Annotated in this window: 14 protein-coding genes; 4 read left to right on the top strand and 10 right to left on the bottom strand. The window is 65.0% G+C overall.

The genetic code is table 11. The features are described 5' to 3' along the window. Positions 1-107: 107 nt before the first annotated feature. Positions 108-1061, bottom strand: coding sequence for a helix-turn-helix transcriptional regulator (locus AWJ14_RS14210; RefSeq protein WP_066180352.1), 954 nt, complete (start codon positions 1059-1061; stop codon positions 108-110). A gap of 186 nt (positions 1062-1247) precedes the next feature. Here AWJ14_RS14210 and AWJ14_RS22850 point away from each other — a divergent pair, with 186 nt between their 5' ends. After that, entirely contained in the window at positions 1248-2978 is a 1731-nt protein-coding gene (locus AWJ14_RS22850; RefSeq protein WP_245304282.1) for a bifunctional helix-turn-helix transcriptional regulator/alpha/beta hydrolase, read from the top strand. A gap of 221 nt (positions 2979-3199) precedes the next feature. Continuing rightward, complete coding sequence (locus tag AWJ14_RS14200; protein WP_342587263.1) at positions 3200-5359, top strand: UvrD-helicase domain-containing protein; 2160 nt, start codon at positions 3200-3202, stop codon at positions 5357-5359. On the opposite strand, the gene AWJ14_RS14195 is transcribed toward AWJ14_RS14200, so the two are convergent. From AWJ14_RS14195 to AWJ14_RS14155, 9 genes are all read right to left on the bottom strand, one after another. After that, the gene (locus AWJ14_RS14195; RefSeq protein ID WP_066180349.1) at positions 5356-8439 is read right to left on the bottom strand and encodes a DEAD/DEAH box helicase; all 3084 of its coding nucleotides are present in this window, start codon (positions 8437-8439) and stop codon (positions 5356-5358) included. The genes AWJ14_RS14200 and AWJ14_RS14195 overlap by 4 nt on opposite strands. A 2-nt stretch (positions 8440-8441) precedes the next feature. Next, positions 8442-9872, bottom strand: a complete 1431-nt coding sequence (locus AWJ14_RS14190; protein ID WP_066180347.1) for an EH signature domain-containing protein — start codon at positions 9870-9872, stop codon at positions 8442-8444. A 24-nt stretch (positions 9873-9896) separates the two neighbouring features. After that, entirely contained in the window at positions 9897-10778 is an 882-nt protein-coding gene (locus AWJ14_RS14185; RefSeq protein ID WP_066180345.1) for an OmpA/MotB family protein, read from the bottom strand. Continuing rightward, positions 10778-12940, bottom strand: a complete 2163-nt coding sequence (zorA, locus tag AWJ14_RS14180) for an anti-phage ZorAB system protein ZorA (RefSeq protein ID WP_066180343.1) — start codon at positions 12938-12940, stop codon at positions 10778-10780. Before zorA ends, AWJ14_RS14185 begins: the two co-directional genes overlap by 1 nt. Positions 12941-13242: 302 nt before the next feature. After that, positions 13243-13977 (bottom strand): hypothetical protein, encoded by a 735-nt coding sequence (locus AWJ14_RS14175; RefSeq protein WP_066180341.1) that lies wholly within the window; start codon positions 13975-13977, stop codon positions 13243-13245. Continuing rightward, positions 13974-15299 carry a restriction endonuclease subunit S gene (locus AWJ14_RS14170; protein WP_066180339.1) on the bottom strand — a complete coding sequence of 442 codons (1326 nt, stop codon included), beginning with the start codon at positions 15297-15299 and terminating at the stop codon, positions 13974-13976. Before AWJ14_RS14170 ends, AWJ14_RS14175 begins: the two co-directional genes overlap by 4 nt. Further along, positions 15296-16831 carry an N-6 DNA methylase gene (locus tag AWJ14_RS14165; protein WP_066180337.1) on the bottom strand — a complete coding sequence of 512 codons (1536 nt, stop codon included), beginning with the start codon at positions 16829-16831 and terminating at the stop codon, positions 15296-15298. The genes AWJ14_RS14170 and AWJ14_RS14165 overlap by 4 nt, the downstream gene beginning before the upstream one ends. A 96-nt stretch (positions 16832-16927) precedes the next feature. Further along, positions 16928-20341 (bottom strand): type I restriction-modification system endonuclease, encoded by a 3414-nt coding sequence (gene hsdR, locus AWJ14_RS14160; protein ID WP_066180335.1) that lies wholly within the window; start codon positions 20339-20341, stop codon positions 16928-16930. 147 nt (positions 20342-20488) lie between these two features. Further along, a complete protein-coding gene (locus AWJ14_RS14155; protein WP_171904884.1) occupies positions 20489-21397 on the bottom strand; it encodes a helix-turn-helix domain-containing protein in 909 nt (302 codons plus the stop codon). A gap of 62 nt (positions 21398-21459) precedes the next feature. Here AWJ14_RS14155 and AWJ14_RS14150 point away from each other — a divergent pair, with 62 nt between their 5' ends. Beyond that, positions 21460-22881 (top strand): tetratricopeptide repeat protein, encoded by a 1422-nt coding sequence (locus AWJ14_RS14150; protein ID WP_083220289.1) that lies wholly within the window; start codon positions 21460-21462, stop codon positions 22879-22881. 278 nt (positions 22882-23159) lie between these two features. Further along, on the top strand, positions 23160-26060 hold the full coding sequence (locus AWJ14_RS14145) for an autotransporter domain-containing protein (RefSeq protein WP_171904883.1): 2901 nt from the start codon (positions 23160-23162) through the stop codon (positions 26058-26060). Positions 26061-26137: the final 77 nt, after the last annotated feature.

Genomic DNA, 26137 nt, shown 5'->3' with positions numbered 1-26137 from the left:
CGGGAGCACGGGGACTGGGGAGCACGCGGGCGCAGGGGCACAAGGGATCAACCGCCCCGGGAGGAACAGGGCGCACAGGGGCGGAGCCGCCTGCCCGGGTCAGGCGGTCATGCGATTTGAGCCCGCACGTCCCTTGGTGTCATGCCGTAGGTCTGCTTGAAGCGGGTGTTGAACCAGGACAGATCCCCGAACCCCGCATCCATGGCGATCCGGGCGATGTTGAGATGCTGCAAGGCGGGATCGCTCAGCATGCGATAGGCACGCGCCAGGCGCCGGCCCGCCACATGGTCGCGGAAGGAGGTTCCCTCCCGCTCGAAGAGGGCACGAACATAGCGTGAGGAGAGGCCGAGCCGGCTTGCGACACTGTCGGCACTCAAGCCCGGCGAGAGCAGGTTTTGCTCGATCTCCCGTTTGACGTCCTTCAATCGCGCGGCCCGCACGCCGCGTCCGGCGGCAATCTCGGTCGCCTCCCGGGTGGCCCCCAGCGCCATCAGGGCGAGATCCTGCACATGCGTCACGCAGCGGGCAGCCTCCTCCGGCGCCAGCGCCGGCAGTTCGGCGTGCAGGCCGCGGGCATAGGTGAGAAACAGCCGCCATTGCGGCGTAAGGGGGGCGGAGCGCCTGAGCGCAACCTCGAGCCCGGCCGCCGCCGAGCTCAGATGCGCCCGGGGGATGGAAACATAGATGCCCTCCATGTGCTGGCCACCAAAGCGCACGGTTCCGGGCACGTCACCCGGATCGACATAGACAAGCCCGGGATGCAGCACCTCTTCCTTGCCGCCGGTCTGCGAAATCGTCCCGCCACCGGCCAGCGGGATATGAAACATCACGTCGTCGCTGCAGTCGGCGGCATGGCTCCGGGTCCGGATGGCGGTCGAGGCCGAATGCCGGCCATGCCCGATGATCGCCCCGGGCAGGACGGCGATCGATGTCTCCGAGTTGAAGTGCTGCCGGTCATCGGGAATAAAATCGACCTTGGTCATGCTGGCAACCACATTGCGAAACGCATCGACGCGACTTGCCCTGTCGAAATCCTCCGATCGAATGGACAGCAATGTCATGATCCCCTCCCCCTGTCGCTTTTCTCCTCTCCAGTCTAGTTATACCCGCCCTTTGGCGCATACACCATCTGGTGTATGATCGCGATCAGGGCATGGGACGGGAGATTGGCGATGGTCGCAGACACAGGCGGTTTGGAGCAGTCCGCGAAGCCGGCCACGGGTCCCGAACACGGACCGGAGGCCTCCGTGACGATCGATCCGGACCTCGACCTGGACATCATCTCCCACACCTACCGGGCCATTGTGGATCAGGAGGCGTTCGACGCCATGATCGACAGCTGGCAGGCGAAACTGGATCGCATTCCGGATGACGGGAAAGCTTCGACGCAATTGTCCGGCGCACTGCTGGCACAACTGGCGCTGGCACGCACGACGCTCGACGGCCTCGACATTCCGGCCCAGAGCGATCCCCTGGCACGCGCGGTGCAGGATGTGCCGGGCCCGGCACTCGTTCTGTCCCCCGAAGGCCGCGTCGTCGTCACCAACACCGAAGGGGCATCCGTTCTCGGCGCGCGACAGGGAAGCTATCTCAACCCTGACCGGATAGACCCGCGATCGCTCGAGGCCTTCCGGACCATGATGCGCGCGGCGAACAGGCGCGCCAATCGCTCGCAGGCCATTCTCCGGATGGCGCCGCTCGATGGCGGCGAGGCCATTCTGGCGGAGGCCTGGCTGCTGAGCCCGAAGGCCGGGGACGCCGCCTTTGTCGTCATCCGGTCGCTGGAGATCGAGTGGACCGAGCGGGCCTCGGAGATGCTCGGACAAGCCTTCGGGCTCTCTGCCGCCGAAGTGGAGATCGCACGCATCTTCTTCCATGTGCGTGACGTCGCCGCGGTCGCGGCCGCACGCCATGTTTCCTTGCTGACGGTGCGCACCCAGCTCAAGAGCATCATGGCAAAGACGGAAGCCCCTTCGCAGGTCGAGCTCATGCGGCTTCTGGCGATGACGGCCGGACGTGCCATCCAGGACCGCCAGGGCAAGACCGACACGTGGAAAGATCCGCTCGGGCGCGAAGACGTTCTCAGCCTGCCGGACGGGCGCTCCATCGCCTGGACGTGGCTCGGCGACCCCGACGGTCGCCCCGTCGTCCTGTGTCGCGGCCTGCCGATGTGCTATCTCCTGCCTCCCGACAGCGAGGGGCAATTGCGCGAAGCCGGCATCAAGCTGCTGGCGCTTTCCCGGCCGGGCTTCGGCAATTCCAGCCAGCATGCCAATTTGTCGCCGCTTGAGGACAATCTCGCTGCGCTTCGCGGCTTTCTCGATCACGTGGTCAAGTCCCCCTGCATCGCGATCGGGCTCAGCAACGGGGTGTTGCCGCTGCTCGCGGAAGCAAGCCGGCGTCCGGAGCGGTTCCACGCCCTTGTCGCCATCGGCTATACCGGCATCCTGGACCGCAGCGGCATCCGGCGTCTGCAGCCGACACAACAGGCGATGATGCGGCTCGTCGGCATGGTGCCGTGGCTTGTGGACCTGATGGCCAAGCAGGCTCACCGGATGATCCAGACCCATGGCGTGGATTGGTATATCGAGCGCGCCTATCGCACCCGCCCCCTCGACTACTCGACCTGTGCGGATCCCAATCTCGCGCCCTTCATTCGCAACGCCTGTTCGCATCTGCTTGCCCAGGGACACCAGACATTTGTCCGGGAACTTGTTCTTGCCCGCTCCGAGATCGATGCGGTCATCGACACCTTGTCGGTTCCCTTGACATGGGTGGCGCCGGAACAGGACGGCGTCTTCGACGAGGCCAGCTTTCGGCGGATCGAGAGAAGAAATCCCCTCGTCCGTGTAGCTCCCCTGGAGAATGCCGGCGAGCTCGCGCTTTACCAACGGACGTCCCGCATTGTCGATCTGATCGTGGACATCGCGAACGGCACGCCCCTCGGCGCGGACCAGACACGTCACACCACTCGCTGACGCCCTCCACGCAACCGGTTTCCCCGCGCCCCGGGCCTCGGCAACCTGAACCGCCTGCCGCTGTTCTGCCCAGCCGACATCAGCCCGAAGCCGGCGCACAAGCGCGAGCACCCACGGGCGCTCGCCGTGAACCTGCATGGGAAACCAGGGGCGGTCCTTGTCCATCGGGATGGCCACGAGACGCAGAAGATCTTGAATTGTTCGCGGGTCCGGGTGCAAAAATGGTTTCCGGCACGACGCGCGGACCGGCGCCGCCGCCTTGGACAGTTGACAGTGGGGGACCTGAAATGACCGACCTGGCGAACGCGCCGCTTGATGAGGTTCAAAAGCGCTTCGTTCTCGCCCCCGACGAGGACATTCGCCTGCTCGCACCGGCCGGAAGCGGCAAGACCCATTCTCTCCTCTACCGCTGTCTGGAACTGTTCGACCGCTCGGGAGGCGAGGCTCGCTTCCTCGTCGTGACCTTCACGCGGGCAGCCCGCGACGAGTTGCGGGCGCGGCTCGGTGGCGGATCTTTCGCCCGGATCGCTCCGGCCTGTGACGTCGTGACGCTGAATGGATATGGCTGGCGTCAGGTCCGAAGCGCTTTCACCAATTCCCGGCTGGCCGCTTCCGAGTTTGACCGGCAGAACCTGATCAGGGGCCCGCTTTCGGGTGCCTGGTCTGAAATCGAGCCCTTGCGCGCGACAATGGAATCGCAGCCGGTGAACCTGCCCCGCGTCCTTGCCAATCTGCTCGACACCATGAAGACGCTCGGGTTCGATCACGAAACCGGAACGCTGCGGCACGCGAACGACAGGCTGGACGCGCTTGAGGAACTCGGCCTCATCGATCTTCTCAACGAACCGAAGGAAAAGCTCCTGGAGTTCGGCGCCCTGGAAAACGGACGCTGGGAGAGCTTTCTCGATGTCACGCTTCCCTTCTTCGCGAATGCCTGCAAGCAACAGCAAAGCCAGGCTGCCTTCACGCTCGAGGACCAGAAATATTTCGGCTGGCTTGCCTTGCGGCGCAGGCTGAAGGACGGGAACCTGCCTGCGGGCAACGAGGCGATCACCCATATCCTCGTCGATGAATTTCAGGACATCAATCCCCTCGACCTGTCGCTCGTGCTGACGATTGCCGATCTCAATCGCAGCAAGCTGACGCTGGTCGGGGATGACGATCAGGCGATCTTCGAATGGCGCGGCGCGGCACCGGACTTCATCCTCTACCCGCGCGAACACCTGAAGCGGCCGTTCACGACGCATATCCTGACGCGAAACTACCGCTGCCCCCGCAACATCGTCGAAAAGAGCGCCCGGCTGATCGCCTTCAACACACGCCGGGAAAAGAAGGAGATGATCGCCGTTGCCACCACTGAAGCCGCGATCGACCGGCTGAACGGCGACACATTCCTCGATACAACCCGCCGGATCACCGGGGAAATCAAGGCTTTCGTGGCCGCTCAACAACCCGGCGCCCGCATGGCGCTCCTCTCACGCAAGCGCGCGCAGCTGATCCCCTACCAGATCCTCCTTGCCCGGGACGAAATTCCCTTTTGTGCAGCGGAGGACCTGCACGTCTTTCTGTCCGACACCTTCGATCGCCTGCTGTCGGCGCTCCGGATACGGCACATCGCAAGCCAGATGCCGGCTCTGGCGCAAATGGGCATTCGGCTGCCCACGATCGTCGATGACATCATGGCGCTGTGCAACAGCGTGCAACGGTTTCCGCTGCGCAAGGCGGAGGCCGATGCGCTGTCAAGCCATCTCAGGCGCGGTCAACCGGCAACCTACGACGCCGCGCTTGAAGCGCTGGAAGCCTATGCCGGCCCGATCCGCGGCAAGCAGGATGACGGAAAGACCGTGAAGGATTTTGCGATCCGCCTGCGCAAGTTCCTGCACTCCCCCGACGTGCATTCATCGATCGAAGCCCTGCAAACCCTTTATCGCGGTTTCCAGCAGGATTACGGCCGCAGCCAGGAGGACATCTTCCTGGCAGATCCGCCGTTCTTCTATCTGGCCGCGTTTGCCGAAACCTATGGCAGCGACTACCAGAAATTCATCGACGATCTCGACAAGGCCAAGGCGACATTGGTCAGGCTTCCCGGAATGGATGGCGATGATGACGGCACCTCGTCTTCACACTGGAGAAAGCCGGTCCATCTGATGACTGCGCTCCGGGCAAAGGGTCGCGAATTCCACACGGTGGTGATGCTCGATGTGGTCGACGGCATCTGGCCGTTGCGACGCGCCAAGACCGCGCGGCAGATCGAAGGCGAACGCCGGTTGTTCTATGTGGCGATGACGCGTGCAAAATCCAGGCTCATGCTCACGACCAGCGGGCGCATTGGCGAGGAGGTAACCGCTCCCTCTCCCTTCCTGGCGGAGGCCGATCTCTAGGCCGCGTTGACAGCCTCGCCGAACAGGATCTCAAGGTCGCTGTCCTCGACTGGCGGTCGCAACATGTGGCGGGACAGGGATCGCTTGTTCTCAAGCAACCGATCCAAGGTGACGTCGAAACTGGCCTCCCCCAGCGCGGGATGGACGGCAATCGGGACATGCACGGTCACAGGCTTGTGCTGTCCGATGCGATAGCAGCGGTCATTGCACTGATCCTCCACCGCCGGGTTCCACCATCGCGACAGATGGATGACGTGATTGGCAGCGGTGATCGTCAGGCCGACGCCTGCGGCCTTCGGCGAGAGAACCAGAAGATCGAACCCAGCGGGCGCATTCTGAAAGCCGTCCACGATCGCCAGCCGCCGTTCGCCGGGCACGCTGCCGTTGATGATGGCCGGCGTCGAAGCCAGCGCGAATTTCGTTGCCGCTGCCGTCGCGAATATCCTCTGCATCGTGAGATCCTCCAGGAACACGAGCGCCTTCTCGCCACGGGCAGCGATCTCCTCCAACACCGTCATGGTCTGCATAAGACGCGCCGATTTGCCGACCCACAGGTCCACCGAGGCGGGATCGAACGGATCGACATTCTCCACCTTCTCCGGATGCAGCGAAACACCTCTGAAGGCGTGGATGGCGCGGAGCATGTCGCCATGCCGACGCCCTCCATTCTGCGCATCAAGGCGGGCCCGGGCATAGGCCAGTGCCTGCTCCGGCGGCATCGGCATCTTCACCTTCCGGACCTCCCGGCGGGGCAAACCCTCCAGAATGTCGACTTTCATCCGGCGGAGCATCGGGGCCGGCGTCCTGGTGTCGGGACGATCGAGTTTCGTCTTGAGTTCCTCCAGTTCCGCCTCGGCGCCGTTTTCATAGCGTTTCACGAACCCCTTGAGTTCGCCGAGATAGCCCGGGATCGCGCGATCCATGATGCACCAGAGGTCGGCGAGCCGGTTCTCGATCGGCGTTCCGGTCATGGTCAGCGTGAAATCTGCATTCATGGCTTTGGCGGCCTGCGTGTTGATCGTCCCCGGCATCTTTATTTTCTGCGCCTCGTCAAAAAGGGCGACGGAAAAGGCAACGCGTGCGAAGGCGCGATGGTGATTGGCGAGCGTTTCGTATGTCGTCAAAACCCAGTCGGCGCTTCGCAGCCGGGCCACATCCAGGGAATCCTCCTGCGCCCATTCCCCCGGCTGCGCGAGCCGCAGGCGGTTGAGGCCGTAGCCGAAGGCATCGATCCGCTTGCCCAGCACATCGGGCTGAAGATGCCGCTCGGCTTCCTCGATCCAGTTGCGCAACAGCGCGGTCGGAGCGACGACCAGAACCGGCTGGCGCGCCACGCCTTCGGCCATGCCCTGGCGAGACCGGTTCTTCCGGACCCAGGCGAGAAAGGCGAGCGCCTGAAAGGTTTTTCCCAACCCCATGTCGTCGGCCAGCAGCACGCCCGGCCATCCGGCCACCCAGGCCTCCGCCAACCACCGAAACCCGTCCTCCTGGTGCGGTTTCGGCAGGGAGCGCGTCAACGAGCCCACGGGGAAATCATTGGAGAGCACTGATACCCGCCGGGCGTGGCTCATGCGGTAATCGACACCTTCGAAATTCTGCAGGATCTGCAGCACCTGCCGCTCGGCCGGAAGGGCGGAATCACTGCCGTCGCCACCGAGGTCCGTCGCGCCAGAGGATGCGGATGCGGGGGCCTCGCCGCCGTCCGCTGCCATGTTCGCCGGATCGGGCGCCGCCGCGGCAGGCCTGGCCAGCCCCAGGCTTTCGAGCACATGCCCGACCTGCTCGGTCGATATTCGCTGGCCTTGGACGACCATCTCCCCGTCACCGGCCTCCAAAGCCATCGTGTAACCGCTGACGATCTTTTCCGATTCCTTCTGATCCATGACAACGGTGGCGGAACCGATCCGGACCGGGAAGCGCTCCGGCATCCATTGGCCGGAGGGCGTCTGCAGCCAGGGAAGGCTCGGCTTCTGCCATATTTCGAGCCCGATGACCCGCTCGGCATATTGATGCGTTTCAACGAGCAGCAACGACGCCGAGCGCTCTTCCCAGCCATCGGCTTCCGCCTCCAGCCCCGGCACCGCCGCCTTTTCCCGCTTCAAGGCACCAGCCAAGGCCGGTCGCGGGTTGCGAACGAATTCCTCCCGCTCGGAGCGGGACGCCCGTCGTTTCTGGCGCACCACGTCCAGGGCCGATCGCAAACCCGGCTCGATCACCAGATATTGCTGCCGGCCGAGGACATAGGCCTGGCGGGTCTCGGTTTCCCGCACGAAACTCTGCAGAAATCCCTGCTGCAAGTCGGCGGGCAACAGGGCATCCGATATGGCATCGCGCGGACGCACGACCGCCGACGGATCTTCCGCCGCTTCCGGAATGGGGGCCTCGTCATCGGTCTGTCCGGCGGCCTTCTCCCGATGCATGACGATCGGAACGAAATCGGGGCCGTCTGCCGTCTGGCGGACATCGAGAGCCATGGCTCCGGCCTGGTAGAGCGTCAGGTGTGAAAGGTAGTCGTCGGCCTTCACCTGCCTGCCGGTGACGTCGCGGTAGCCGTTCTGAACCGGCATCCATGCGGAAATGCGCGCTGCGGGCGGCTGCCCTTCGCTTGCATTGTAGGCGTCCGCCGCCTCGACGAGCCGGAAGATCGTTTCGGAAAGCCGCCCGCGCCTTCGTCCGTCGGCCCAGCTGACGATGCAGCCGCAACGTCCGGGACGGATGGCCTGGGTGTTCTCGTCGTACCAGCGGATCCGGATATGCCCGTCCGGATCGGTCATCAATCCCTCGAAAGACAGGGTTATGGACAGCGACGTCAGCGGCGGCACGCCGATCGCTTCGGCCACCGATGCCGGCAGGCGGACCGCCGCATCGTGGGAAACGAGCAGGCCTTCCCCGTCGCCGGCGCCGTCATGAAGCGTGGCATTGCCTTCGTCGCGCAGCGACAGCAGGAAAGCCGCCAGGCGCTGTTGCGTGCCCGACAACCGCCCCCAGTCGTTCACCGGCACAACCTGTTTTCTCAGCAGGTGTCGCCGGTGCAGACGAACGACCAGACCTTCGGGGATCGCGTCGGACGAAAAGCCCATGGCTATCGATACCGGCTTTGCGGGATCCGGATGCGGATCAGGTCATAGAGCTTGTCGGCGACGGCATCCTGCCAGGAAAGCGTCTCCGGGCTCATATGCGCGCGCTCCCAGTCGGGGTAATAGGACCGACCCGACTTCAGTTCGGCCGCGGAGTAGCTTTTCTGGTACAGTCTCGGCGCGCCGTCCCGCTTCGCATCGGACCAGATGCGGACCCTGCCGTTGTGGCTCCATTCGGCGATCACCATTCTTCCGATTCTCAGAAGCAACACGGATTGGCCTGCCTGAACATTCCCGCCGCCGCGCAGGAAACGGCCGACCGTCAGGTCCTCGATGCCCATCTGCCGCGCCCGGTCGTATCCGACATCGTCGAAAACGACATAGGCCTCCTCGACAATGCTCTGGCCGTCCTGGCCCCTGGTCTCGAAAACGGCATTCCAGAATTTCCGGCGCCAGCGCCACATCCTGTCCAGCGCGACCCGGTCCACCACCTCCAGAAAATGGTCGATGCTCTGCTTCGTGAGCCAGCGGCGGGCAATCCGTGCCGCCTCCTCCATGGACCGCCATTCCGCCCCGTGGGAGCGCGGGTCGCCGATCGCCTTGCGAAGCAGGCTGAGGGTTTGTGCCCGGATGTCGTCCGGAGGCGTGTCCTCGATATAGGGCAACAGCAAAGCATTGGCGACGAGCGCCTTCAGACGCGGAAACAGCAGCGCGCCTTTCGCAGGATCGATGGCCAGCGCCTTGACGAAATCTAGCCGCGCCTCGGGCCTGAGGCCCCTGTCGTGCACGAGCCGTTCGAGCGCGGCGCCGACGCAGGGTTCCACGAAACCGCCCTGCAGGCTCATGGCTCCCGAAACGCCAAGCGACCGCAGCAGTTCGATCGGCGTGCGCCGCTCGCGCAGGGCGCGGGCGCCCATGTTGTCCGGCCCCTGCGGCAGGGAGAAAAGCTGCAGGTCGCGCTGCAGCCCGTTATACGGATCGCCCGCGACGAGGCTGACCGTTTCGAGTGTCCTGCTGACCTGCTGCAGACCGGGCCTGTCTGGCCGAAACTGGTTCAGATAGGCATTGCACAGCGACCGCGACGCCCGCTTGTCGGCAAGCGCTTCGAGCTGTCTGAGATAGCGTTCGAGCACCGGCTCGTAAGCGGCAATCGCCGGGCTCGTCTCCCACAGGCACCAGGCCCCGTCGCGGGCGCGGCGCGCATTGAGCATGGCATTCTGCTTGAGGTCGGACAGCAGCATGTCCGCAATGCGGTCATAGTCCCGTCCCTCGCGCTTCTCCGCCGTGGCATCCCCGGACATGCTCGCTGCCAGAACCTCCAGCCTCGAGGGCGGAACCTCCTCCCCGCGCGGGCGGGCGAAGCGGGCGCCGATATCGGCAATGGCATCCCGAAGCGCCGTTCCGGCCTGCCTGTCCTGTTCCCCGTGCTGATCCATCAGACACCCTCTCCCGAAGCGGCCTCAGCCACCCTTTCCCACCCGGTTTCCCTTCCGGCTCGTCCGGTCCGAACCGCGCAGTTCCTGGATCTTGCCTTGCATGTCGATGAGCAGCTTTTGCACCTGAACCAGCCGCTCCCGCTGGTTTGCCTCCATCACGAAACGCAGGTCGATGCGGCGGTTCAGCCCGTAATCCTCCTTCGTTTCGCCCAAGCTGATCGGACGCGTCGAAGCATAGCCCGACACCGACAGGACTTCGCTGCCCTTGGAATTGTGCAGCCCGCGCAAGGCCGGTGCCGTTTCGACGATCATGCGATAGGTATTGACCGCGCGCTCCGTCGAAAGCGGCCAGTTCAAGGCATCGCCCCCGACGACGTCGGTATGTCCCTCGATGAACACCGTTTCGATGCGGTTGCTGGCTGCATCCTCCGGGCAGCTTGCCGGAGCGGTGCAGTGGGCATAGGCCGGCAGGGTCTCGGCAAGCGTGCGGGCGATCTTCTGGACGTTTGCGCGCGCCACCGGATCGAGAACGGACTGGCTTGAGGCAAAGCGGACCGCATTCTCCGTCAGGCGCAGCACGCCGTTGGCCTCATCGACCTGAACCGAGAGCCCCTGTGCCTGAAGCCGCTCCTTGATGGTCTCCAGCAATTGCCGGCGCGCCGTGTCGGCCCTGTCGAGGAGCGCGAATTCCTCGTTGATGCGCTGCTGCAGGATCTCGATCTGCTCGGTGAGCTCGAGAGCGATTTCCAGCTTGTCTTTCTGCTCATCGGTCTTCTGCCGGAAATTCAGCGCGAAAACCATCAGCATGATGATGAAGATGAACAGGATGCCGACCATCATGTCGGTCATCGACACGAAATAGTTCTCGGCCTCCGCTTCGTGGCTGCTTTCACCTTCCAGCAACATCAGCCTTCACCCTCGAACCTGACACGCGCCTTTTCAACGCCGGTGGCGATGTCCTCGGCCGCCGTCCTCAAATCGCTGAGCAACGGGCTGAGCTTGCTGACCGCATCGGCCAGCCCGCTGTCGACGCTTGCGACCTGCTTTTCGAGAAGCTGGGACTGGTCTCCGGTCGCCCGGGCAAGCGTGGCCACCGCTTCGCCCAGCGCGGTATCGACCTGATCGAACTTGGCGCGAAATCCCTCCCAGAACTCCCGCGCCCTGCCGTTCGCCTCCTGAAGCGATGCGGCAAGCGCGGCGATCTCGTCCTGCATCCCGCGCACGGTGTCCGCCGTCCTTTCGAGGTTGCCGCTCATGCTCTCGCTCGCCGCCGAGAAGCGGTCCCCGACTTCGCCCAGCGGCGCCATGGCCAGGCGCACATCCTGCGCTGTCGCACTGAAGGCGTCCGCCGTCTTGCGCGCTTCGCTGGCCGTGCCTTCCAGCGCCAGCCGCTGGTGGCCCAGGGCCTGTTCCACCCCTTGCATCTGCGCCCCGAGCGCATCGAACCGTTCCGCGATCTGGGCGACAGTCCTGGAGACCGCCTGGTTGAGCATCGCGCCGATGTCTTCGATCGCCCCGGCCACGCCTTCCTGCATGCGGCTCTGGGCCAGCGCCGCGGCTTCCGATGTCCGCTCGATCAGGGCATTTTGCGACGCTTGCCGCTGATCCGAGGCCCGGGACTGCGCGTCCATGGCCGCACGCATGCTGTCGAGGTGGTCGGTCAGCCCCCCGACCTGGGCTTCGAGCTTGCCCATGACGACACCCATGGCCTCCTCAAGCTTGCCGGACGCGCTGCCCGCCGCCGCCCCGAGCCCCGCGGCCATGTCGGCATTGGCGCGCTCCAGCGTCTCGCGCAAGGTCGCGGCGACGCCGGCCAGCGCCTCGCGACTTTCGCTCGAACTCTGGCCGAAGCTGCTGCCGGCATCGACCACGAACTGCTTGAGCTGTTCCGCGGCCTCCACCATCCGGCGGCTGAAATCCTCGCCGCTGCCGCGCAGGTCGTTCTGCATGGCGGACAGGGTCTTTTCCATCTGGCCGAGCGTGGAGGTCAGCGCCTGCATCTCGACCCCGGCGCCTCCCTGCACGGCCCGGCCGAACTCCTGCAGCATGTCGCTCATGCCCGACTGGCTGTTCGATTTCAGGTCGCTGACCGCCTCCCGGATATGGTCCGAAACGGGCGTCATGGCCGAGGCGATGGCCTCTTGCATGCGCGGCGCGATCTCCGTGCCCATGCGCGCGAAGAAATCTCCCTGCGTGATGGTCTTGAGCTGAACAAGCTGCTCCTTCATCGTCGTGTTCATTTCATCGGTGATCTTCTGCGGGGACGCGTAGAGCAGGCCCTGCTCGAGGGCGCTGCAGAACCGCTCGAAGGCCCCCTCCATCATGATGGAGTAGATCCGGAACACGAAAGACAGCACGATGGAGGCGCCGAGCCCGGCAATCGAGGTCGAAAACTTGAAGGTGGCGATGTTGAGCAGATCGGTCATGGCGCCCTGCATCTGGTCCGCATCCGACGCCGCGGTCGCCTGGCCCGCCTTGGCCAGCGCCAGCACCAGGCCGATGAAGGTGAGAAGCAGGCCGATCCCGACGAAATAGCCCGGAATGGCATTCATCATCTTGAAGCCGGGCATGGCCTCCCGCGCCACGCCGGAATGGAAGAAGGATTGCGGCCTGACGGTGTTGCGGATCTCATCCTCGTCGGTGTTGACCAGCGTTTCGCAGAATTCCAGAAAGGCGTGCCCGATCACCGGCCATCTTTGCAGCACGTCGCTGGCGCCGTCGAAGCCCTGGGCGAAGAGGCGCCGCCGCTCCCCGGGGCTGGTCGCAGGCTTCATGATGCGCTCGACGCGCTGGCGTGCGCTGCGCAGCGTGACCACGATCAGCAGCGTGTTGACCAGGAAGGCAACCAGCAAGCCGAGCCCGACCACGGCAATTGCCGCAGCAAAGGCGAACACGAAAGTCCTTTCGCTCAATCCCTCGACCGCGCCCGTGCGGTAGGAGGCAGCGACGGTCGAGCCGATCTTCGACAGGTCGTGATACGGGACAAGGCCTTGGGAGAAAAAGAAGATCGCCAGGAGAATTGCCCAGAAGACAATCGTCCGAACGGACCAATTGACTAAAAACCCCACTATCACGCCCCCACGCCCACGCCAGCAGCATGATTTATTCACAACCCAGAATTTAATTTCAAGTCAATCGGCACATCCATCGACGAAAGTCTGCGGACTGCCGGGCAACCGCACAGCAATGCGGCTGCCATCCGGGCAGGCGGGCGATGGCGCGAGACGGGCCCGAACGGCGCCTGACGGCGGGGGGCCGCCCGTTCAGGGTCAGGGTGAAATTGCCGGCGCCACCCGGCCGCGCGCGCTGCGCGGGTTGCGGCGGGAGACGGCGGATTCGGCATGGGGCAGCAGGCGAAGGGCCGGCTCCCTCACCCCCGCCCTTGATCCTTGACAAGGGTCATCAGGCGCCGGAACTCGGGATCGGGCATGTCGCTTTTCCATTTGTTGACGAACCGGCAGACCACCTGAAGATTGCCCTTCGCGTAATGCCCATTGCTATCGATCCGGTCGAGGGAGGCGAGCATCTGACTGTCCTGCTCGGCGCCGTCGAACTGCAGCGGCAATCCGGACAGGACGCAAACACCACCTTGTTCCTCGATCAGGGCCGCGATGTGAAGCTCCAGTTCGGGTCCCGAAAGGTGCCGCTCCTTGTTCTTCATCGTCTTTGCGACAACCTGCCCATTGGCGCCGGCCACGGTGCTCGCGACCTGCCTTGCCATGCGCGATACGGCTTCCTTCCGGGGATCGGGGGCTTCGGGGGGCGCCGCGCCACGCCGCTCCAGCGAGAGCCGGTAATGCCTGGGGGACAGCGGCGTGAACAGAACCACGTCGCCGGCCGAGGCGCCCGACCGCGTGAAGAACTTGCCGACGAAGGAGCGGGCCTGAAAGTGGTTTCTCGGCTTTTCCGTCCGGGTGTCGTTGGGGACATAGGTCTCCACTTTCAGGTCCTCATATTCAAGTGTCACCTTGTTCGGCGATCTCTTCGTGGCCTTGATCTCGAAGACGTCTCCGGGAAGCTCCTTTCGCAGGGCGGTGATGTAAATATGCCGGTTTTGCGTCTTCAGGTTCGCTTCGGTCAGCGGCTGGCTTCTCAGAACCTTCATCGCCTGGCCCCCCGGCCGCGCTTGCGCTGCGGCGCTGCCTCGCGCTCGGCGCGGATGCGGGCGAGCAGCCGTTCGGCGGGTTCGTCGTTCTCATCCTGGGGCACCAGTTCGCCGCGGAAGGCCTTGGCCAGGATCGCCTCGTCCAGCCGCCCCACCAGCTTGAGCGCGCGCTTTGCCTCTTGCGCCAGCCGGTCGATCTTGGCGAAGGCGGATTCGATGCGGCGGACGATTTCGTGTTGTTCTTCGAGAGAGGTTTCCGGAGCGGGTAAATTCTCAAGCGATTTCTGGCTTATGGTCTTCTGCCCAGAGGTCGAGACAAATTTGCGTTCAATAATCGAACGGATCGGAGGGCAATTGAGAAAGAGTACCGCAAAATCGGGATCCAAGGTCGGCTTAAGGCTGATGCGAATGAAGTGATCGCAGAATGCCCAGACATCACCGGCCTTGAAGCAGAATGTTCTGCCCACCAAGTTCGCACTCCCATTTACGCGAATGACGACGAGTTCACCCTCAGACAGGCGGTACTTCTCGATTTCCTTGTTCGTTAACTTGATTTGCCGCGGTTCCTCAGGTGCGAACTGCCCTTGTTTTAGATCAGTTAACCGAAGCACGTTCGTCCACTCACCATCATCACCCTCGCGTTTTGAAAGGCCATTTTCCGCGGAATTGATGAACTCGCCAAATCGAACTTTTGAACGCGTCAACTCCCCGCTGAACGCCTTGCTGAGCACGGCCTGCTTGTAGCGGGAGACGAGGGTTTCGATGCGGGCGAGTTCGGTGCGGGCGCGGGCGGATTTCGCGTTCAGCGCCTCCAGCTTGGCCACGATGCGCTTTTGCTCGGCCAGAGGTGGGAGAGGAAGCTTGAAAGCTCGGCACTGCGACAACGAGATGTTTACTTGGCCCGCCGAACCGCGGGTCTCATTAATCACGCTCTTCACGCTGTCGCCACCGCAAAGGAAATAGTAGAGCCACTCGGAAGTCAGGGCTTCGCTCGGCCTAAAAATCGTCAATGCTTGATTGACGTTCCACGTTGGGAATGAGCACGGAATTACCGCCACTTTGCCAAGTGGCGGTCCAACGATATTCATTAGCACGTCGCCAGGCAACGCCTGTGACTTGGCCATCGAAGAACGGTGAATGTCAGCGTCGATGAACTGGGGCCGGTATTCAAAGTCGATCTTCTGATCAACGATGTTGTATACCTTCAAGAACGGCACTCCGGGCTTGTCGATGAAGCCTTCCTTTGGCGTACCGCCACTCTGCACTAACTCGCAGATCGTTGAGGCTTCGTCTTCAAACCACCCCCTCGGCAACCCGCTCATTCCGCCGCCTCCGGCGTTTCGTCGCCGAGTTCCGCCATCAGCGCCTCGATCTCCAGCGTCGCGGCTTGCAAATGGCCGAGGATGGCGGCGGCGATGTCGTCGGGTTCGATCAGGCCTTCTTCCGCCTCTTCCTCGGCCTCGCGCAGCCAGGCGATGTCGAGATTGTCGCCGCGGGCGGCGATATCCTCGCGGGTGAACGCGCGCCAGCGGCCGGCCTCGCCCTCGTCAGGTCCGCGCTCCCTGCCAAACGGGTCCTTGCCAAACGCCTGTTCGAAGCCTTCGAAATGCGCCTGTGTGAGCGGCGTGGTCTTGCCGAATTTCGGCATCTGCGCGCGCAGGTCATAGATCCAGACGGACTTGGTGTTGCCGCTCTCGGTCTTGCCGCGCGTGAGGAAGATGACATTGGTCTTCACCCCTTGCGCGTAGAAGATGCCGGTGGGCAGGCGCAGAATGGTGTGCAGCTCGCACCAGTCCATCATCATCTGCCTGAGAGCCTTGCCGCGCCCGTCCTCGAACAGCACATTGTCGGGTACGACGATCGCCGCGCGGCCGCCGGGCTCGAGCGCGCGGATGCAGTGCTCGACGAAGGGAAGCTGGTAGGAGGAGACGCTGGCCGTGACCGAAAGGTCCTGCCGGGTCGGCGCGCCGCCGGCCGGGCCGAAGGGCGGGTTGGTGAGGATCAGGTCGGCGCGGCCAAGCGCGGTGCCCTTGTCGGACAGCGTATCGCCGAGATCGACGTGATCGCCCTCGATGTCGTGCAGATAGAGGTTCATCAACAGCAGGCGCAGCGTGCCCGGCACGTTTTCCATGCCGCGGAAGGCGCGGCGCTTCTGGAAATCCTGCTCCTTTCCGCCGAGCGCCAGATAGTCGTCGGTGCGCGCCTTCATGTAGCGATCGGCGGCAATCAGGAACCCGCCGGTGCCGGCGGCCGGATCCTGGATGATCTCGCCGGGCTGTGGCTGCATCAGCCGGACCAGAAGCTCGATCAGCACGCGCGGGGTGAAATACTGGCCGGCGCCGCGCTTGGTTTCCTCGGCGTTCTTCTGCAACAGGCCCTCATAGAGATCGCCGAACTGGTCGCGTTCCTCTGAAAACCAGTCGAGCTCGTCGATGGCGGTGACCAGGGTCGTGAGGTTCTGCGGTTCGCGCAGGAAGGTGGAGGCGTTGTCGAAGATCTTCTGCACCATCTCCGGCAGCGGCCGGGCATCGGCGTAGCGCTTGCGCTCCTCCGGCGTGGCATTGTCGCCGGGCGGCACCACCAGGGCATCGTCCCGGCCGAGCCGGGTGCTGGCGGCGCCGAGCGTGACCAGCACCTTGCGGTAATGCTCGAGCTTCGCCAGACCGTTGGCGGCGACCAGGTCCGTCCAGCGCATGCCTTTCGGCAGGCTGCCGGTCTCGCGGTTGCGCTCGGCCATCATCTTCAGAAACAGCAGATAGGTGAGTTCCGTGACATATTGCTGGTAGGTGATGCCGTCCTTCCTGAGGACCGTGCAGAGGCGCCAGAGTTTCTGGACGATGGCATTGGCATTCATGGCTTTGATCTTCTCTTTGGACGAAATCGCTGGGGGCGGAATCGGTGGCGGCAGAATCGCTGGGCTGTTTGTAGATCCCTGGCCGGTGCGGTCAATTCAGGCGGCGGGCGGCGACCAGATCGCCTCGTTGAAGGCGTGCAGCACCTCGTCGAGCTCTCCGTCGAACTCCTGGGCGATGCGCTTGAAGCCGCCCTTGTCGGCAAAGGCGCCCTGGTCGAGCAGGGTCGGGTCGGCCACCGGCTTGTCCTTCAGCGCCCGGCCGATGCGCTGCAGCCACCGCTTCTGCCTTTGCGACCAGGGGCGCGAAGCCTCGATCTTCAGGATCGCGCGGTCGACGCGCTCGGCATAGGGAACCAGCGGATCGCCCAGCGCCGCCTGGCGCACGAAACCGATGATGTGGGCGGCGATATCGGCATTGCGGACGCGACCATAGGCGGCGCGCAGCATGGCCTCGGAATAGTTGTTCTCGTCAAGCAGGCCGGCGAGTTCGGAGAGTTCCTTGCGGGTGAGATCGCGCGGGCGCTGGGTGACGGCGATCAGCGCCGGGACCTGGTTCATGTGCTCGCGGACGAAGCGTTCGAAGCCGGTGATGTAATCCTCGGGCGTGGTGTTCTTGCCGAAAATCTCCTCGATGCGCAGCAGCTCGTCCTCATGGGTGGAGATGACCACGCCATCGTTCCTGCCGGTGGAGAGCGGGCGGCGCTCGAGCAGTTCGACGGCGCGGGGATGGGCGGCCAGCCACTGCTGCAGTTCGGCGCCGGAGCGGGTCGACAGCCGCTGCAGCGCCGCATCGGGGCTTTCGCCGGTGTGGCGCTCGAAGCTCTCGCGGGTCTCGGCATCCAGGCGCTTGACCATCGCCCGCATGCGCACGATCACCTGGCCGGCGACCCATTGCCGGTCCTCTTCGCTGTCGGCCTTCTGCAGGTCTGCGACAAGCTGGCCGAGCGAAATGTCCGGCCTGACCACGACCGGGCGCATGTCGCTCATCTCCTGCAGCTCGGCATAGAGATCGACGGCATCGAAGATACGGAAATGCTCCTTGCCGATCTCGGGGCAGAGCCGGGTGGCGCGGCCGATCATCTGGTCATAGAGAATGCGGCTCCTGACCCGGCGGACGAAGACGAGATTGCAGATCGAGGGCACGTCGATGCCGGTGGTGAGCAGGTCGACGGTGACGACATATTTCGGGTAGGGATCGTTCTTGAACTTCAGGATCAGCTCGTCGGGACTTTCGACATTCCGGTTGCCGGTGATCTTCATCACCATGCCATGCGGCACGGCCTCCGTGCCGTATTCCTCCTGCAGTTCTTCGACCAGCAGGCGCACGATGTCGTCGGCATGGGTGTCGCGCGCGGCGAAGATCAGCGTCTTGCCCGGTTTTGACGGCGGGAGCTCGGTGGCGATCGCCCGGCAGACGATGCGGTTGAAGGCTTCGGAATAGACGCGCTTGTTGAAGTCGGCGAGGTCGTAATCGAGCGAAACCTCGTCCGGCAGCTCGAAGAGATCGATCTGGCCTGTCTTGCGGTCGATGATCTCGACCTCCTCGCCACCCTCGAAATGGATGCCGGCTTCCGAGAGAGCCGTGGTGATGCGCTTGGGCGGCAGGTGATCGTTGAGATAGCCTTCGACCACCGCCTGGCGATAGCCATAATGAAAGACCGGGTGGCCGAAGATCTCGCGGGTGTGCAACGCGGGCGTGGCCGTCAGCGCCACCTTCACCGCATCGAAGTAATCGAGGATCTGGCGGTAGGCCGACTGGTAGTCATCGAGATTGCGGAAGCCGATGTCGCTCTCGCGCAGCTCGGCATCGAGCGTGTAACCGCGATGGGCCTCGTCGACGATGATGCAGTCGAAGGTGCCGGGCGTGGGGCGCTTTGTCGGGTCCGGCTCGTTGCGGATGCGGGCGATCAGCGACTGGACGGTGGCGACCTGCACCTGGTCCTCGTCCTCCGGCAGCTTCTGCTCGAGCCCCGCCACCTTGTAGATCTGGGCGAAGTTCAGCATGCCCTCGATCTCGGTGGTTTCGAGCGCATCGCTTGTCTGCCGGCCCAGCGCCTTGCGGTCGACCAGGAACAGGATGCGGCGGAAGCGCTTGTGCTTGAGCAGGCGATACATCAGCGCAATCGCCGTGCGTGTCTTGCCGGTGCCGGTCGCCATGGAAACGAGGATATCGCGCTGGCCTGCGACCACCGCCGTCTCGATCGCGGCGATCGCGTCCTCCTGGTAGGGGCGCATCCGGCCCTTGCCGAAACTTTCTTCGGCGAGCCCCAGGGCAGCGGTGTCGACATCGGTGGTGAGCTTGTCCAGAAGATCCTTCGGCGAGAACCAGCTCGTCATGGCGATGGCATGGTTGGTGTCCCGCCGCACGTCCCGGTACCAGATCCCGGATTTCACCAGCCACTGGCGCAGATGCGGCCGGCCATTGGTGGCGAACACGAAAGGCACGCGGAAGGGCTGATCCAGGCCGTGTCTCCAGGGGCCATGCGGATGGGCTTCGTCCGGCGCGAGCACGATGGTGCGGGCATAGCGTTCGGCCTGCTGCAGGGTGGACGGCACATCGATGCTCGCGCGCTTGGCCTCGATGACACCGATGCATGCCAGGCCGGCGAAAAGGGCGTAATCCGCGCGACCGCCTTCCGCGGGCCACTCGGCGATTGCGAGATTGCGCCCCTCCTCCGGCCGGGCACCGTTCTGCCAGGTGAGACGGGCGCTGTCGGCCTCCCATCCGGCATCGACAAGCTGGACGTCGATCAGCCGGCGGGTCTGGCGCTCGTCGAGCTCCAGCCGGCTCGCAGCTTCGAGACCGGCCTGCTTGAACTCCATCCGGATCTGATCCGGCTGGGCCGCGGCGGCCTTCTGCATCTCGGCGAGCTTGCGGGCGAGACTTGCCTGATTGGCCTCTATCTCGACGGCGGTCTGCTCCCAGACGGCACTGTCGGCCGAGGCCTGGCGGGCCAGTTCTTCCGCAGCCGCCCGGGCCTTCTCCAGTTCCTCGGCCGAGGCATGGGCCGCCGCCAGTTTCTCCGTGGCTTCCCGGACCTGCGCGCGCAGGTCTTCCAGCTCGGCCCGTGTCGCCTGGTCGGCCTCGGCCGAGGCCCGGGGCGGGACGAAAGGACCCGGCCTGAAGCCGGGATCGCGGCCGTAGCTGCGGCGAAACCAGACGCCGAGCGCGCGGCAGAATTTGAGTGCCGCGAGCGCCTCGGCGGGGGAGCCGCCCAGATTGTGGGTCGCCTCGTTGCCGCTCTTGCGCACCGCGTGGAAGATTTGGGCGACCTCGCGCGGCAGGACCTGCTGTGCCGAGAGCCGTCGCAGCAGGTCGAGGGTCGTCTCGCGCGCGGCGGGATCGTAGACGCCGGAATGGGCGGCGATCTCCTTGACCATGTATTCGCCGAACTGGCGGCTCTTGATCAGCGAGGTATTTGCATCCTCGGCAAAGAAGCGCTCGGCCAGCGTGCCGAGGCGGTGCAGCTCCGGGCTGATCTCCTGCAGATGACCGAAATTTACCGACACAATCCCACCCGGATCCTCGCCTCGCCCCGGTGACCATGCCACACGTTTCGGGAGCAGGCAAACCGGAGTTGCAAGCATTTCAGGGAGATACACCCGATTGCGGGCTGCGGCACAACAGCGCCGCCCGGATCCGGCGGCTTCGCCGGCTCAGAGATTGGCGAGCCATGTCGGGAACACGCGCTCGTCGGTGCCCGGCAGTCCGGATGCGGCTGTCTTGTCGCCCAGGGCCGAGGCGCGGAACTCGCTCGGGGAGCAGCCGTGATAGGCCTTGAAACTGGAGGAGAACTGCGCGTCGCTCGAAAAGCAGAAGCGATCGGCCACATCGCCGAGCCGCAGGCCCGTCCCGCCTTCGACGATGGCGCGGGCCGCCGCGCGCATGCGCGCCTCGCGGATGACCTTGGCCACCCCGCCCGCGGGTTCGAACAGCCGGTACAGCGACGACCGGGAGAGCCCGAGCTGGCGTGCCAGCATGGCCGGGCTCAACTGCTGCGAACAGAGCTGCTCGTTGATCGTTTGCCGGGCCTTCGACAGCAGCACCAGTTCCAGATCGGCCTTGTGGCTGTCCGCCGCCAAGGGGCGCTGGCCGAGCAGGCAATTGACCACCAGCGAGGGCAGCATCGCCCCGATCGCGCGCGGGACTTCGCCTTCGAGCCCTGCGCCATGCGACATCACCGACACGAGATGGTCGGCGAGAAACAGTGCGCTCGGGTGCGACAGCGGTATCTGGTGCAGCCTGGCGAGCGCGTCGGCATCCTTGCCGAACAGGCGCCGGGGCAGCACGACCGAGATGTTGTGCCGCGGCGTGACATTGCGCTCGGAGACCTGCGCGAGGTCTATCAGCACGAGCGCCAGGGGCCGGGACCGGTGATCCGGTCCGTTCTCGAGATCGACCCTGATCATGATGTGATCGATCAGGTCGCTTGCGACCCGGCGGCGCTGCCGGTCATAGACGAACGGTTGGGTTCGCATGCGGCTGACCAGCATGGAGCCGAAATGGATGCTCTCGATGGCCGCCTCGAAGGGCTGCACCACCCGCGAGCGCTCCATGTCGAACATGGATCCGATCCGCAGGCTGAAATGGTCGAACTGTTCTTCGGGCGCAAACACGGCAGTCGAAAATGTTTGTACCGCTCGCTTTGTCGAACCAGCCATCGCCTCGATCCCTGCCTCGTGACCACGGCCCGTTTTCTACTGATTGGGACAAAAACGCAAGAAGTGCCGCGACCTGCGAGACACAAACGGTAACGGATGCAGCTTTCGTTGCTCTATTTCTGGGCGCAACGGATGAACGGGAGACCGCGATGTCTTTTGCCCCTGCGCCCTCTTTCTTCAAGACGTTCGCAATTCTGGGTGGTTGCTTCCTCGTCTTCGTGGGAATGTCGATCGCCAATGACGAGTCCGGGGCTGCGTGCGACCGCCTGGCGGGCAGCCCCAACGATCCCCGCTTCGGACCCGCCGGCATTCCCCAGCTCGAGATCGACGGTGCCGCGGCGCTCGATGCCTGCCGGAAGGCATACGCGGACGCGCCGGACGAGCCCCGTTTCGCCTTCCAGCTCGCCCGCGCGGAGCAAGGCACCGGAGACTATCAGGCCGCGCGCCATCATTTTGCCGAGGCCGCCGGGAACGGCTACCCCCTGGCCGAAGTCGGCCTAGGCATGCTGTTCGACCAGGGTCTGGGGGGCGGGCAGGACCTGGCGATCGCGCGCAAGCATTATGAAGCCGCGGCCGAGCGGGGCGTGGGCGTCGGCATCCACAATCTCGCATGGCTTTATCTCGACGGCGCCGGCGTGACCAAGGACCCCGGACAGGCCGCAGCCCTTTTCCGCAAGGCGATCGAGGCCGGATACCGGCCCGCCGCCGGCGGGCTCGCGGAGGCCCTGCACGAGGGCTGGCAGGCGGGAGACGATCCCGCGCCGGTGGTCAAGGCTTACCTCGACGCGGCGGATGGCGGCATCGGCTTTGCCCATACGGTTCTGGGTCACTTCTATCGCGACGGCTCGCTCGGCCTGCCGGTCGATCTGGTCGCGGCGAGCGGGCATTATCGCGCCGGCATGGCGCTGGGGGACAACTGGTCCGGCCTCTATCTCGCGCAGATCCTCGCCTTTGCCGACAGGGAAAACCGCCTGAATTCGGAACCCGAAACCATCTTGCGCAGGCTTGTGAGCACCGAGCAGGGATCGCTCAAGGCGCAGGCGATGGCCTCGCTTGCAGCGCTTCTGACGCGCCGCGGTGAGATGCTGGAAGCGGCCACCCTGGTCGAGGAGGCGCAGGCGATCGCCCCCTCCGACAGCACCGTACTTTCCTCGCAAGCCGGATTGCTGGCTCTTGCTCTCCAGTTCGATGAAGCGGACCAGCTCCTCGCCAGGGCGATCGAGCAGGATCCGGACTGGGCGCCGTTCCATGCCCAGCGCGCCGATCTTCAGTTGAAGCTCGGCGACAAGGCCATGGCCGCAAGATTGCGCGAAAGCGCGACTGCGGCCCAAGCCGGGCGCGTGTTTCTCGGCCCTCGTCCCGGACCGCTGCCTCTGCCGCCGTCCTAGTCTCCTGCCTGGCGATCCGGCGAGACAGACGGATTGCCGCCAGCCAGCCACTGCCCGATTTGGATCTCAACCCATTGCCCTGACTTTCACCCTTCACCCTCCGGCCAGGCGCCCCGGTTTCGGCATTGTCGCCATGCAGAGACCATCGAGCGTCGTCCTGCCATTGTCCCGCAGCCCCAACCCCAGTTGATCCCATGCGTCCCATTGTCCTTTCCGGTCTTTTCATCTCGCTCCTTCCCTGCGCGGCCGGCGCGCAATCGATCGAGGCGACAGGCAGCATGAATGTACCCCCACCGACGAGCGCGACATCGTGGGCGCCGGGGCAGTTGAGGGTTGGCCTGGTCGGCGATGGCGCGGTGACGGTGAGAGATGGCGCGACCCTCGACACGCAAATCGCCCTGATCGGCTTTTACCTGTTCCGCACCGGCACGGTAAGCGTGATCGGGCCGGGATCGCGCTGGTCGAATACCGGCAGTCTGCACATCGGCAGCGCGGGATACGGGGTCGTCAGCGTCGAGAATGGCGGCCAGCTCACCAGCGAGGCGGCCACCCTGGCGTCAGGTAGCTCTTCCACTGGCCTTGTCCTGGTGACGGGCCCGGGGTCGGCCTGGACCGCGTCCTCATTGGTCAATATCGGCTATTCCGGAATAGGCACGATGAACATCTCCGATGGAGGCCTGGTGAGCAACGCCAACGCGCTTGTCGGTGTTCAGGGAGGGAGCGGCCGGGTCACGGTCACCGGTGACGGCTCGCGATGGGAGACCAACGGATCCCTGACCGCCGGCGCAAACGGGTCGGCCACGGTGAGGGTCGAAGACGGCGGATTTCTTAGCAGTGAGGGTGGCATTCTGGGCCGATCCTCCCTCGGTTCCGGCCTCGTTAACGTCACCGGTGCCGGGTCGACCTGGGTCAACAGTAGCGCACTCACCGTCGGATTGGCAAAGACAGGCTGGTTGATCGTCTCCCGCGGGGGCACGGTCAGCAATACCTATGGCGCGATCGGCGATGGCAGCCAGGCAAGCGGGAGCGTCGAAGTCACGGGTGACGGATCCCTCTGGAGCTCCAGCACCGATCTCTATGTCGGGCGTCAGGGCCGGGCATTGCTGCTGGTCGGGGATGGCGGCACGGTAACCGTCGGAGCACAACTCGGTGACGGCAGCCATGGCGGCACGGCGAGACTTGCGGAAACCAGCAGCGCCATCGCCACGCTCTCGATCGGCGCAGCGGAGGGGAACGCCGCCACCCGGGCGGGGACCTTCGATGCCGCGGCCCTCGTCTTCGGCTATGGCACCGGCACGCTGGTGTTCAATCACACCGATGCCGATTACGGCTTCCGGGCGGCGCTCTCGGGGAGCGGTGCGATCCGCCAGCTTTCGGGCACGACCACGCTTACGGCCGACAATTCAGCCTTTTCCGGCACCACCACGGTGGCCGGCGGCGGGCTGATGCTGGCCGACGGGGCGCTGCTCGGCGGCGCCATCGACGTGTCGGCCGGCGGGCTTCTCGGCGGTTCCGGCACCTTCGGCACGGCGGGACGCAGCGTCACCATCGGCAGCGGCGGCACGCTGGCGCCGGGCTTTTCGCCGGGCACGCTGACGATTGCCGGCGATCTCGTGCTCGATGCCGGCTCGACCTATGCCGTCGATGTTTCGGCGGCGACCGCCGACCGCACGAATGTGGCAGGCACGGCCACCATCAACGGCGCCACGATGCAGGTCACCGCGCTCGATGCCGCCACCAGCTACCAGGAAAGCCAGACCTACACCGTTCTGAGCGCCGAGGGCGGGATTACCGGCGATTTCGCCAACCTGCTCGGCGATTCCGCCTTCCTTGACGTCTCCTCCGTGATCTCCGGCAACGACGTGCTGCTGACCGTCGTCGTCGCCCGGGACGATGGCGGCGATGGGGACGATGGCGGCGACGGCGATGGAGATGGAGATGGGGGCGGAGACGATGGCGGCAGTGGGGGCGATGGCGGCAGCGGCGGCGACGGGGATGGAGAAGATGGCGGCGGCGGCACGTTCGTCACGGTCGCCCGGACCGGAAACGAACAGGGGGTCGCCCGGGCGCTCGACACCTTGCAGCAATCCGGTCCGTCGCTGGCGCTCTACAACAGCCTCCTGCCGATGAATGCGGAAAATGCCCGCAGCAGCTTCCGGCAGCTTTCGGGTGAAGTGCATGCCTCGACCACGCCGCTGCTGACCGTGGGCGCCCAGGCGATGAACGCCATGCTCAACACCCGCATGCGCGGCCAGTCCGGCGGGTCTGTGGAGCAGTCGGCGGGCACAGCCACCGCCTATGCGCCGGAAGAAGAACATGCGGCGGCCGGGCGTTTCGCCGGTTTCGACGGGGCGGACGGGTACGATACCGGCCGCTTCGGCTTCTGGGCCAGCGGCTTCGGCGCCCGCGGCAGCATCGACGGCTCGGGCGGCACGCTTGGCAGCGACCTCCGCTCGGGCGGCATGCTGGCCGGTCTCGACGGCATGGCGGGCGACTGGCGGGTCGGATTTTTTGGCGGCTATTCCAGCGCCTCGGTCGGCACGGCGACGGAACTGGCATCGAGCGACAATTATCATGTCGGGTTGCATGGCAGCCGCGATTTCGGCGCCCTCTCCTTCCGCTCAGGCCTCAGCTACACGTTTTCCGGCATCGACACCGTGCGCGATGTCACCATGCTCGGGCAGAGGCTCACGGCCGCTTACGACGCCGGCACGCTCAATGCGTTCGGCGAGCTCGGCTACCGCATGGCTGCGGGCTCGGTCGAGCTCGAACCCTTCGCCAATCTCTCGCATGTGCAGATCCGCACCGACGGCTTCACCGAGAGCGGCGGCAGCGCGGCCCTCACCGTGTCCGCCCAGAGCGACGACGTGAGTTTCACCACGCTCGGCCTCAGGGCGGCGGCCGGCTTCGATCTCGGCGGCGCGGCGACGGTCGCGCGCGGCATGATCGGCTGGCAGCACGCCTTCGGCGATACCGCCGCCAGTTCGACCGCGCGCTTTGCCACCGGCGACAGCTTCACCATCGCCAACACGCCGGTCGACAGCAACGCGCTGGTGATCGAGGCCGGGCTCGACTTCGCGCTCGCGCCCTCGGCCACGCTCGGCATCGGCTACAATGGCCGCTTCGGCGAAACCGCCCGCGCGCACAGCGCCACGGCAAGACTCAAGGTCGGGTTCTGACGGAGGCATCTCCGGCCCGCCCCGAAGCCGACCATCCCGTCCGCCGCGATCACCGGAGCAGCCGCGTCGGGCGGCGG

The organism is Parahoeflea olei, assembly GCF_001703635.1.
Taxonomy (GTDB): Bacteria; Pseudomonadota; Alphaproteobacteria; order Rhizobiales; family Rhizobiaceae; genus Hoeflea; species Hoeflea olei.
Note: the sequence above shows the minus strand (reverse complement) of the source record. Positions and strands in the feature narration are given on the sequence as shown.